The 11,644-nt window shown below is 61.1% G+C and carries 11 protein-coding genes; 4 read left to right on the top strand and 7 right to left on the bottom strand.

Translation table 11 applies throughout. From position 1 onward, the window contains the following. Positions 1-87 precede the first annotated feature (87 nt). Positions 88-966: an SDR family NAD(P)-dependent oxidoreductase gene (locus GQY20_RS29540; RefSeq protein WP_157220778.1), complete on the bottom strand. Its 879-nt coding sequence runs from the start codon at positions 964-966 to the stop codon at positions 88-90. Between the two features lie 302 nt (positions 967-1,268). Between GQY20_RS29540 and GQY20_RS29545 the strand changes: the two genes are divergently transcribed. Beyond that, positions 1,269-2,084: an SDR family NAD(P)-dependent oxidoreductase gene (locus GQY20_RS29545; protein WP_157220759.1), complete on the top strand. Its 816-nt coding sequence runs from the start codon at positions 1,269-1,271 to the stop codon at positions 2,082-2,084. A 640-nt stretch (positions 2,085-2,724) separates the two neighbouring features. On the opposite strand, the gene GQY20_RS29550 is transcribed toward GQY20_RS29545, so the two are convergent. From GQY20_RS29550 to GQY20_RS29565, 4 genes are all read right to left on the bottom strand, one after another. Further along, complete coding sequence (locus GQY20_RS29550; RefSeq protein WP_157220760.1) at positions 2,725-3,735, bottom strand: LLM class flavin-dependent oxidoreductase; 1,011 nt, start codon at positions 3,733-3,735, stop codon at positions 2,725-2,727. Positions 3,736-4,009: 274 nt separating this feature from the next. Then, positions 4,010-4,288 (bottom strand): hypothetical protein, encoded by a 279-nt coding sequence (locus tag GQY20_RS29555; protein WP_157220761.1) that lies wholly within the window; start codon positions 4,286-4,288, stop codon positions 4,010-4,012. A 226-nt stretch (positions 4,289-4,514) separates the two neighbouring features. Continuing rightward, on the bottom strand, positions 4,515-4,790 hold the full coding sequence (locus GQY20_RS29560; protein ID WP_157220762.1) for an SDR family NAD(P)-dependent oxidoreductase: 276 nt from the start codon (positions 4,788-4,790) through the stop codon (positions 4,515-4,517). Between the two features lie 308 nt (positions 4,791-5,098). Next, positions 5,099-6,013, bottom strand: a complete 915-nt coding sequence (locus GQY20_RS29565) for a LysR family transcriptional regulator (protein WP_157220763.1) — start codon at positions 6,011-6,013, stop codon at positions 5,099-5,101. Between the two features lie 186 nt (positions 6,014-6,199). On the opposite strand from GQY20_RS29565, the gene GQY20_RS29570 reads away from it, so the two are divergent. Next, positions 6,200-7,222: an alpha/beta hydrolase gene (locus tag GQY20_RS29570; protein WP_198351281.1), complete on the top strand. Its 1,023-nt coding sequence runs from the start codon at positions 6,200-6,202 to the stop codon at positions 7,220-7,222. A 371-nt stretch (positions 7,223-7,593) separates the two neighbouring features. Continuing rightward, a complete protein-coding gene (locus tag GQY20_RS29575; protein WP_157220765.1) occupies positions 7,594-10,122 on the top strand; it encodes a TonB-dependent receptor in 2,529 nt (842 codons plus the stop codon). Here GQY20_RS29575 and GQY20_RS29580 read toward each other — a convergent pair. Then, a complete protein-coding gene (locus tag GQY20_RS29580; RefSeq protein ID WP_157220766.1) occupies positions 10,112-10,351 on the bottom strand; it encodes a hypothetical protein in 240 nt (79 codons plus the stop codon). The genes GQY20_RS29575 and GQY20_RS29580 overlap by 11 nt on opposite strands. Positions 10,352-10,381: 30 nt before the next feature. Further along, positions 10,382-11,133 (bottom strand): IS5 family transposase gene (locus GQY20_RS29585; RefSeq protein ID WP_157220767.1). Its coding sequence is split into 2 segments (ribosomal slippage): positions 10,382-10,809 and positions 10,809-11,133, totalling 753 coding nucleotides; the frame shifts between segments, so codons are not numbered across the junction. 86 nt (positions 11,134-11,219) lie between these two features. Here GQY20_RS29585 and GQY20_RS29590 point away from each other — a divergent pair. Then, positions 11,220-11,528 carry a hypothetical protein gene (locus tag GQY20_RS29590; RefSeq protein ID WP_157220768.1) on the top strand — a complete coding sequence of 103 codons (309 nt, stop codon included), beginning with the start codon at positions 11,220-11,222 and terminating at the stop codon, positions 11,526-11,528. The last annotated feature ends 116 nt before the right edge of the window (positions 11,529-11,644 follow it).

The raw sequence follows: 11,644 nt of genomic DNA on the forward strand, positions 1-11,644 counted from the left end.
GAGGAAGGCGTCGCAATTAGTCAACGCTCAAGTTGATAAAGACGCAACCCGCTTTCGAGGCATGCGATGCCCGCCCCCCGATCTGCGCTACTCCGACGCCGGAAACATGCGCTCGAGCGCACTGGGGCTGGGCCGAGGAAAATACCAGCCATCGCCCGGCCACCGCGTCCAGCCCGAGGACGCCCATGCACCGCCATCGACATGGACCGTGGTCCCGGTGATGAAAGACGATAATTCGGATGCCAGGAAGAGCACCGCGTTGGATAATTCCTGATGCGCGCCCGTGCGCCCCATCGGGACATACATCTCGAAGCCGGCGCGGGTCAGCTCCTCGGCCCGGGACGGATCTTTCCAATGGAAGTTGGTACGGATCTTGGCCTGGCTTGCGGTAGGCACCGACTCGAGCGCAACCGTGTTCACGCGGATCCCCTCCCGGCCGAGTTCGACCGCAAGGCTGCGGCTGAAATTGGTCAGCGCCGCCTTGTAGCCAGCATAGACCGAATAGCCCGGGGCGGCTCGATGCGCTTCGATCGTGGTGACGCTGACGATCGCGCCACCACCGGCAGCGCGCATGCGGGGGATGGCCAGCCGGCATGATTGAAGCACGTACAGATAATTCCATTTCGCATCGCGCTCCCAATCTTCCACCGTGGAATCGGCGAACATTCCGAAGCGGGTGCCGCCAGCCACGTTGACGAGAATGTCGAGGTGGGGCGAAAGCGCATCGAAGGCCGCGAACACTCTGTCGATCGAGGCCGGATCGCAAGCGTCGGCAATCTCGGCGAGCAGCAGTTCGCCCTCGGCCCGGACATCCCCGGCGGTAGCGGCCAGCGCCTCGGGGTCGATGTCGCACAAGGCGACCCGCGCTCCGGCCCGGGCCAGATCCAACGAGACGGCACGGCCGATGCCACCACCACCGCCGATGACAAGAGCCGCCTTGCCTTTCAATTGCGCGCGATCATCCATTATGCCCAATGCCGCTCTCCTTCTGGCTTTTCGATGCGGGAACCGCCGGTGCAGTCACCACGGGCAGCCAAGACATGAGCCCGTTCCTCTGTCGCAGACAGAGACAATCACGCCCCCACCCCTCTGTCAACTTCTACGTTGATTCCCTCGATCCACGATGACGGAGACATCACCCGGGCGTCCGATCAATCCCATGAAACTACATCAACACATGAGTTGACATTCTGCGGGATGCCGGCGCTAATGGCAGCCATCCGTACCACGCGATCGAATCGCGCGGGCGATCCGACGGGAGAGAAGACATGCTGGCAGACGGGCTCCGCTATTTCATAACGGGCGCGGGCACCGGCATCGGCTCAGGCATCGCCCGGGTGGCGGCGCGCGAAGGCGCAGCGGTCACCATCGCCGACTTGGCCGACGAAGCAGGCGAAGCTCTGGCGGAGGAGATCAGGGAACAGGGCGGCAAGGCCCTTTTCGTGCATTGCGATGTTGCCGACTATGACCAGCTCAAACATTGTATAGATCGGTCGGCGACAGAGTTTGGCGGCCTTGACGTCCTGGTCAACAATGCCGGAATCTTCGACAATCGGGTCCACCCGACGCCATCGCTCGAGACTATGGACCCGAGCCATTTCCGCCGGATGGTGGAGGTGAATCTGATCGCGCAGTGGATGGGCGCCAAGTTCGCCCTGCCCTATCTGCGCGCCAGCAAGAATGCGTCAATCATCAACGCGGGCTCGGTCGCCATCTTCGTCGCCTATCCCGGCGGTACCATCTACGGAGCCACCAAGGGCGGCGTTGCCGGGCTCACCAAGCACCTCGCGGTCGAACTCGCGCCCGATCGTATCCGGGTCAACTGCTACTGTCCGGGCGTCACCCGCACCGAGGCCGCTGCGCTCTACATCGAGCAGATCGGCGAGGAAGCGTTCATGCGCACCAACACCGCCGCAAACCTGATCCCGCGCATCGGCGAGCCTGAGGATCTCGGCAATATCGTCGCTTTCCTCGCCAGCGACCGCGCGACTTTCATCACCGGCGCGATCTACCTGTGCGACGGCGGAGCCATGGCCTGGCGCGGAACGATGGACCTGCTGGGCATGCAGCCGGCCAGCCTCTGACGGACCGGCAACGCCTGCGCCTCCCCGATACCTTCGGCCACGGACACCCCTGCAGAAGACCGCCACGGGACGGCCTCACGGAAAGGTCGTCACCGTCACCGGCGCAGCGCGCGGCATCGGCGCGATGCATCCGGGCGGGAACGACAATGACTTCGCCGGGCCCCACGACAATGCGCGCGACTCTGCCGTTTGCCCGGTCCTTGATGTACTCGCATCGAAGGGTACGTTCGCCCCAGGCCGGGAACCGCCATCACCAGCACCCGCTTCTGCTCGTCCGTCCGCGGCCGCCGACGCTCAACGCCCGAAATCACCATCACCTGACCTATTGCACCGTCTCTAGTACCGGTGCAAACACCAGTGCCTGCACCGGTGCCATCTCCAAAAAACATCCGTTCATCCCGGCAAGACGGCCTTCACCGGATGCGTACCGTCATCGGCCGGTGGGCTAGGTTGTGCTTTGCACGTGTCAACATGCGGAGATAAAAGCACTTGGATTAAGCTGCTTAAACCGGCTTCATCCGGCTCAACAGGTCTTCTCTCTGGATGAACTCGGCTCTGACCTGTGCCAGCCGTTCAGGCACCGCGGTGAGCGGCGGGCGGCCCGCCTGCGCAGACGGCCGCGCCGATCAGCCGAGCGGCTTCACCAATCGGCGATCGCCGGTTTGACCTCCTTGGTCAGCAACTCGATGTGCCGATCGCACAGCTCGTCGGGCATGCCGCCGACGCGCGCATAGCATGTGAAGCCGCTGACCGGCAGGCCCTCGGTGCGTTTCTTCAGCGCGGCGATCGCCTGCTCCGGCGTGACGAACAGGATTTCGCCGCGCGCGCGCATCGCGTCGATATCCTCCAGCGAAGGCATCTGCGTCACCCACTGCGTGCCGTTCGGCCCGGCGCGCGGGCGCCCGGAATGGCGGCCGATGAGATAATGGAAGTGGGGCCGGACATCGGCCCATTGCCGCTCCGGATCGTCGCACACGAATAGGTTGATGAAGCCATCGATGCGGGCGCCGCCCTCGGGATGTCCGGCCTCGCGATAAGCATCCAGATAGGCATCGCTGATCGAGCGATCGATCCACATCAGCGGCAGCCCCCAGCGGCCGACGCGGCGCGCGCCCTCCTGGGTGGTCACGCCCACCAAGATCGGTGGGCGGGGTTTCTGCCGCGGCTTGGGAAGCACATCGAGCCCCTGGTAGGAGAAGTGCTTGCCCTCGTAGGTCAGCGGCTCGTCCGCCCAGCAGCGCTCGACCACCTCGATCACCTCACGCATGCGCGAGACGCGCTGCTTGGGATCGACCCCGAAGGCCAGGTATTCGTCCACCGCCCAGCCGAGCCCCGCGCCAAGCTCGACCCGGCCGTCAGAAAGGATGTCGACGATCGCCAGTTCCTCGGCCAGACGAACCGGGTTGTACATTGGCGTCAGCGAAATCGAGGTGCCGATCCGCACCCGGCTGGTCTGCACTGCGATGGCCGCCAGCATCGGATTGGGGCAGCTGATGTAGCTGTCGGTGAAATGGTGCTCGGCCACCCAGATGCCGTCTATTCCAGCCTCTTCGGCGCGCCGGATCTGCGCCAGGGTCGATCGATAGAGTTCGACCAGATCTCGCTTCCACGGGTGGCAATTCGAGAAATCATAAAGCAGCCCAATTCGCATGAAACAATCATCCTCAACATGAACGGCGGCGTATACCCGCTTTGCGTTTGCCCATCCCCATTGGCAAGGGCGTCACCCTTGCACAGCACGGCAGGCAGTCGCCTGTCCTTGCCAATCCAGTGCATTTTCTTGACAGCACCACAAAAAGGCGCCGCCACTATCGACACCAATCACGTATCCCGTGAACTCTTCCTTCCCTGCCTCTGAACCCGACGAGCCGGCTGTGGGCACATACAAAACGGATGCTCTGAATCGGCGCTGCCGTGCCGACCGTTCAAGCAGCCGTTTGAGCTGACAACCGGACGTCACCGAGCACCGGTTCGCCCGCGCGCATCACATCCACTGTCATCTGCGTCAGCCAACCCAGGCAGCAATAGGTCCGCAGCTCAATCGCGTCGTCCAGAAACACAATTGGGTCTCTCACGCCCGGCAACTGAGTGACAGGGCCAATGGGCTCAAGGAGGCCTGATTTGTCGTTGCCGGCGTAATCGCTCGGCACTTCGTCGCAATGTGCACAGGCCAAAACGCGCTGGCCGCCTTCGTCGCGGGCCACCACGTACTCATGAATCGCAACGGGCGCGTGGCCGGTCGCGGGTGTATGGGGTTCGTCAGCACCCGGCGCGTGACGATGCGCAGTCTGGACCAGAGGCCAGTGACTGCGCCGTTCGCGAATTTGAGCCCGCAGACTCTGCGTTCTCGCAATATCGGGCGCGCTGTCCTCCCGCGCGGACTTCGCAGAAATATACCCGTTTGCGACATCGCTAGCCACTGCGCCGATATCACAGATCGACGTGATCGGTCCGGTGCTGTGCCAGCATTTCGCCACGAAACCGCTCGATTGCAGCCTCGTCGGCTATACCGCAAACATGATTTGAAATGCGCGCGCCCGGCTTTGCAACTGCCAACGCCCGCCGGCGCGTTTCTTCCATGGCCTCCAAGTTGAGGTCGCACGTCGCGACCGAGCAGCCTTCGGAGGCCGGCTGGATCACGAGTTCACGCCCAATGCCGCTGCCGCCTCCGGTGAGCACCGCCAGCTTACCTGCATATGACTTCATCTTCCAATCCTCTCAATATGGACCCGGCCGCTCGATCGGCCGAGACGCGTGGTGCTGTCGGATCTAGCACGATGTTGATGCTGCGATCTTGCCCGCTTGCGCCCCTTGTACGGAATCGATGGCCAACAGCTGCTGGTTTCCACCCGTCACCAGTACATTCGATCAGTGATCAGAGGGGCATTCTCCGTTCCGCATTGTTATTGCCGTCTTGCCTAGTTAGCTCCGCCGACAATCAAACGTCAACGCATATGATGATTCTCCGCGCGAGGCTGCAGCCCAGTGCCACCCATTCGGGATGCTGTGCGATTTCACATATTGAGCAGGCTGCTCTTGCGATACTCGCTGACGAAACCGATGAAGCTGCGGAACGCCAGTGTTGGGTTGGCCTGTTTGGTATAGCACAGATACATTGCCGGCTCCCGGCCCGCATAGCCGTGTAGGACGCGCGCCAACTTGCTTTCTGCGATAGGAAGGGCGACCAACGGCTCGGGCAACAGCGCGATGCCCATGCCCCTGATCGCGGCGTTCATGGCAAGGTCGTGATCATTAATGCTCAGCGGCCCGGAAATCTCCACGCTGGCCGATCGATTGTCCTTGAGCAGTTCCCAGCAGGCATTGCGTTGACCGGGGTTCGGGCCCACGATCAGGCAGCGGTGGTGCTCGAGGTCCGACGGCTGGATCGGATGCCCGGCGGAATGCAGATAGGCCGGCGAAGCGACGAGGATCTGGTCACATCCGTCTGCGAGCTTTAGGCCGATCATGTCCCTGTCCAGTTGGCCCTCGGCCTGGATCGCCGCATCGAAGCCCAGCGAGACGTGATCGCCGGGCGCGTCGCTGACATGAATGTCCAATGCCACGTCCGGTTGCGCCATGGCAAAGCTCGGGAAAATGGCGTCGAGATAGAGCGCGGCAGCGAGGCGGGAGCACAAGATTCGTACCCTTCCTGCCGGCTGCAATCGAAAACGGTCCACGTTTTCCACGGCGTTCACCAGACCGTGCAGGGCCGGGCTCAGCCGTTCGAGCAATTCCCGGCCAGCGTCGGTCAAGGCAACGCTGCGGGTGGTACGCCTGAGCAAGCTAATGCCTAACCGCGTCTCCAGGTTTTTGACGATGTGGCTGAGCGCAGCGCGTGACATGCCGATATCTTGCGCTGCCTTGGAAAAACTCAAATTGCGCGCAACCAGTTCGAAAGCGCGCAATTCCATGAAATCGCTTCCACGCATGTTCCCACCTCCGATGGCCAGATGGATTCGCTGTGGCAATTGTCAACCAGCCTGTACCAGATTGTGTGGGATTTGCCACTTTATCTAGACAATCCGCTTATATATTTTCGTCAGCTATAAAACCGACCCGGCGATGACGTCCGCTTGCGGCGACATCGCGGCAGGTGATCCAGACGGGAGATGGAGTTGGCGATAAAGGGACGTTCCGCGCATCTCGTTGATAGGGATTTACGCGATCTGCTGGCACTCTGGCCCGAAATAGACCTGAACGAGGCCAGCTTGTTGAGCGCAAGGCAAGTGGTGGCGGAGCTGGTCGCAGGACACAAGCGTCGTGCGGTCGAGCTTGCGGCGTTTGGCGTAGTGATGGACAGTGTAACCATCCCGGCAAGGGGCAATGCTCCGGCTGTTCGCGCCAACCTGTTTCGGCCCGCGGGCGGTGCCAGTGCGCCGCGTCCTGCCTATTTCCATATTCACGGCGGCGGGCTGATCATGGGTTCGCCCGATTTCGAGGTCGAGCGCGATGCGAGGATGGTGCAGGCACATGATTGCATCGTGCTCTCGCCTCAATACCGGCTCGCGCCCGAGCACCACTTTCCGGATGCGATAGAGGACCTCTACGCGGCGTATTGCTGGCTCGTTGCGGAGGCAGAAGCACTCGGGATCGATCGCGAACGCGTGGCGGTCGGAGGGGAGAGCGCGGGCGGCGGCCTCGCGGCGGCGCTCAGTTTGCTGATCCGCGACCGTGGCGCGCCAGCCGCAGCGGGACATGTGCTGATTTACCCGATGCTGGATGATCGCACCGGCGCGACGGTCGAACCGAGCCCGTATGCGGGGGAGTTCATGTGGACCGCGGCGATGAATCGGTTTGCCTGGGGTTGCTATCTCAACCGATCGCCGGGCGCAGAGGGGGTTTCACCCCATGCCGCTGCTGCCCGTGCCGAAGTCCTGTCGGGTTTGCCGCCGACCTATATTTTCACCGGGGCGCTCGACCTGTTTCTTGATGAAAATCTGGATTTCGCGAAGCGCCTGATCCGCGACGGGGTGCGCGCGGGTATTCGCGTCTATCCTGGGGCGTTTCACGGGTTCGATCTTGTCGCAGAATCCGCCGCCGCCTTAGCTTTCGGGAGGGACGTGCAGGAAACATTCCACATGCTGTTTGCGGAACGAACTGTCATCGCCCCATCCGCGTCCCAGGAGCCGGGAGCATGATATCGGCGATCGCACTTGTCGGCCGACCGGCAAGCACATCGCCGTTCCACTGCGTTCATTTGCGAAAGGTGCTCAGGAAAACCACCATGTTCAATGACAAGCTGCTCATCAACGGCAAACTCGTTGTCGCCGGCTTGCAGCTGGATGCCGAAAATCGGCCTCGGGCGAACCTTTCATGTTGGACGCCCGCGCGCCCGAATGGCTGTATTTATATGCGGTTTTAAGAACGCATACTTAGGTCGAACAAACAATAGGCCTGCCATTAAAATTACCTATGAATTTATCAACAAACGCTATTCGAATGGGGGGGAGAGGGTATGAATAGGAATGCTATCCAACGTCGCGCTATGCGACTGTCAATGGGGATGTCCGTGGCTACGGTTGCGGTGATGGCCACTGGCGCGTATGCCGCAGAGGCGGATGCTGCCGCCCCGTCGGCTGCTGGAGCGGAGGCGGCTGTGCCGCCCGAAGCAACGACCGGCGACATCGTCGTAACCGCCCGCCGTACCGAAGAGAAGCTTAAAGATGTTCCCGTTTCAATCACCGCATTCAGCGGCGATGCACTGATCGAAAAGCGGGTAACCGGCGAGGCCGATCTTCAGCAGGCCGTTCCCGGCTTGACAATGCGCCAGACCAACTCGGAACTGAACATCAACTATTCGCTGCGCGGACAAGGCGTCGACGCATTCTCGAGCTCGCCGAGCGCTGTTGCAAGCTACTTCAATGAGTTCAACACGTTCGGTTTCCGCCCGGTTGCCTATTTCGACATGGCTTCGCTCCAGGTGCTCAAGGGGCCCCAAGGCACCCTTTTCGGCCGCAACTCCACGGGCGGTGCTGTGCTCTACAACAGCCAGACTCCGACGCTGGGTGAACTCACCGGCTATGCCCGTGCCGGTTATGGCAATTACGATGCGGCAGAAATGGAAGGTGCGGTCAACATCCCGGTCGGGGAAAGCCTGGCTTTCCGCTTTGCCGGACAATACAAGCGCCATGATGGCTATCAGAGAAACCTATACGACGATTCGCGGGCCGGCTCGCTGACGACTCGCGCTGTTCGCGGGAGCATGCTGTTTGATTCCGGGACGGTGAGGAACACGTTTACCGCGCAGTACACCTCGTGGCGTGGCATCGGCAAGTCATTGTCTCCATTCTACCAGGACTCGCCCTTGGGGCCGGGCCATGGCGCATATGGCTTTGCCTCGCTCGCCTATCCTTCGGTCGGCTACAGCACGGCCCTCAACCCAACCGGCGCTATCGGCTATGTGTCTCCGCTGACCAATGTGCGCCAGCTTCAGGCCAAGTACGGTTTTGACGGCTACGATTCGTACCTTGCCTGGGCCAAGCAGAACCTTGGCTTTTACGATGTAATGAGCTCAAACCCTGACATCCTGAAGGGCCGTGAGGTCCTGCTGACCAACTCGTTCTCTTATGAACTGGGCGACAGCATCACCCTCAAGAACATCACTGGATTCCAGGACACCCGTACCTCGGCAAGCGGCGACAACCTTTCGTCGCCGTTCATGGGGCAGTTCCTCGGCAATGTTCGGCTAGTCAATGGCGTGCCGCAGTTCAACTACACGGAGCCCTATTACATCGACAAAGGATTCTCTAACGAATTGCAGTTACAGGGCAGCTCATCGAATGACCGCCTGAAATTCGTGGCAGGACTCTATTACTCCTGGCATAGTGCAGGGCAGAGAACTCCTTACAACGTATTCCCCGACTCGTACATCTTCTACCCGGACTTTGCTAACCCCGGTCATGTCGACTACGGGATCGTGTCGAATGCGAACGGCATCAGTTTGTTCGAAATAGTTTACAAGAGTTATGCCGCGTTCGCGCAAGCGAGCTATAAGATCACCCCCGAACTGACTGTGACGGGCGGTTTCCGCTGGACCAAGGATAGGGTCAACCTTCAGCGCCATGGTGACTGCGGCGTGCCTGCTGGGCAGGGCGTATGCGACGATGCGAGCAACACAATTCCCAACGCGTATCCGTTGGCGGCAGCATTCGGACTGCCTAGTGCGAAGGGCATGCCAGACGTAAGGACCAATACCAGCCTGCCCAGCTGGACTATCGGCCTCGACTACAAGGTAAGCCCGGAAATGATGGTCTATCTTGTCAATCGCGGCAGCTACCGCGCCGGTTCCATGAATGGCGCCGGTATCAGCTTCACTGCAGCGCGCGGCTACTACACCGATCCGTTCAAGCCCGAAAAGACCTATGACTTCGAAGCCGGTGTGAAGTACGGTGGATCGCTTGGCGGCATGCGGACCAGTTTCAACATCGCCGTGTACCACCAGATCATCAACAACGTGCAGCGCGCAGTCTACTTCGATGATGGCGGCGGCCAGACGGCTCTGACCGGCAACGTCAAGCAAGAGAAGGTTACCGGCGTCGAATTCGATGGCAGCATCAGTCCGGCTGAGTGGCTCGAACTGGGCGGCCAGGGTGCTTACACCCATGCTCGGTACACGAAGCCTACCGCTACCATCGGTTCCAAGTCGTTCCTGTTCGGCCGTCCGGCCGACGTCCCAACCTGGGCGGGTTCGGTCTATGTCAAGCTGAAGGGTGACCTGCCCAACGATCTCGGCCACCTGACGTATACCGCGGATGTCTACGGCCAATCGGGACAGTACTTTTCCAATCTCAACAACCCGGACGCTCCGGCAAGTCAGTACTTCCCGTTCTCCAAGCTGCCGGGCTATTCGACACTGAATATGCGGCTTGCTTGGAACGCGATAGCTGGTTCGAATGTTTCGGCCGCCTTCTGGGTGAAGAATCTGACCGAAAAGCACTACTATGTCGGCGCTATGCCGATGTATCTCCTTCTGGGTGTGAACGGTGCTATGATCGGCGATCCGCGCACCTTCGGTGGCGAAGTCAGCGTCAAGTTCTGACGTTGGCGAAGCGGCTTTTTCCGTCCGCATCCTTGCCAAGACGATCAACATGGATCGCCGCACGCCCAAGGGTCCGGCGATCTTTCTTATGAGGGCGAGCCTGCCCGTCGTCGGAATATCCGGCAGATCGCGGCGCAAATAAGCTGAGCGGCGCGCCGATCAGCCACCTGGCCGCGGTCGTACCGACGAGCAGGCATTTTTTGACATGTTCGTTGATGAGAGAAGGCATGATAGGACCATTTGTCTAGGCCGTAGACTCCTAAGCTCGCAGCCACAGGCGCATTGAGGCGAGCTGGATCATGGCGAGGAAGTTGGCGGCGAGCTTGTCGTAGCGGGTGGCGACACGGCGGAAGTGCTTCAGCCTGGAGAAGAACCGCTCGATCAGGTTGCGCTCGCGGTACAGGCGCTTGCTGAAGCAGGGCTTCCACTTACGGTTGCTCTTCGGCGGGATGTTGGGCGTGGCGCCCTGCTCCTGGATCAGCTCGCGGATGCGATCGGCGTCATAGGCCTTGTCGGCCAGCACGATGGTGCGCTGGCCGAGGTGATCGAGCAGTCGGTCCACAATCTGCCCGTCGTGCGTCTGCCCCGCCGTCAGGCCGAGCCGGATCGGGAGGCCCTGCGCGTCGACAACGACGTGGATCTTGGTCGTGAGGCCGCCGCGCGATCTACCGAGACAATGATCTGGACCCCCTTTTTTGCGGTCGCAGCTTGCTGGTGCGCCCGGACGGAAGTGCTATCGATCATCTGGATTGCGCCGTCGTGCGCTGCGCTGATGGCGTCCATGAGCCGGTCCCACACGCCTGCCTGCCGCCACCGAATGAAGCGATTGTAGCAGGTGGTGCGCGGGCCGTAGCGATCGGGCAGGTCGCGCCACGGTGCTCCCGATCGCAGGACCCAGAAGATGCCGTTCAGCACCCGTCTGTCATCGACGCGGGGCACGCCTCGTGGCTTGTTGGGCAGCAGCGGCTCGATCACGCGCCACTCGTAGTCGGTCAGATCATATCGGCTCATGCCGAGCTTGAATCAGAAGCTGAGGCAATATGGAAGCTCGTCAGGCCCACCTTGCACGAACGTTCAGGCGGTCGCATGATGCATTGATGGCATATGGTGACGACTTCGCTTCGCCGATGCAGCGCAGGATAGCCTCCGCCGCTATTATACTGGCTGTGCTTCAGCTGGCATACGGTTGGTTGGTGGCCGGGATGATGGCAGCGGCTCCGAACCCTCGACTGACAGGGACCAGCATTGTGCTGGCCGCCATCATCATCTTGAACGGTGCTCTCCTGTTCGGCCACTCACGACCCGCCAATCATTGGCTACGCGTCGCCTCTTGGGCATCCATCGCGTTGATGATTGCGGTGCCGACGGCGCTGGTCCTCAGCGCCGTTTATGGGTTCACTTCCTAGTACTACAGTTGCATTTGTTGCCGAGTTCTGATTCTCTGTGCGTGGTCGGCGGAGGGTTGGGTGATGGCGATTGCGCAGTGGGCTGGGACGCTTGTTGATTGGCGAGCGGCGCTTGA

The sequence above is a fragment of the Flavisphingomonas formosensis genome, from assembly GCF_009755815.1.
GTDB classification, from domain to species: Bacteria; Pseudomonadota; Alphaproteobacteria; order Sphingomonadales; family Sphingomonadaceae; genus Flavisphingomonas; species Flavisphingomonas formosensis.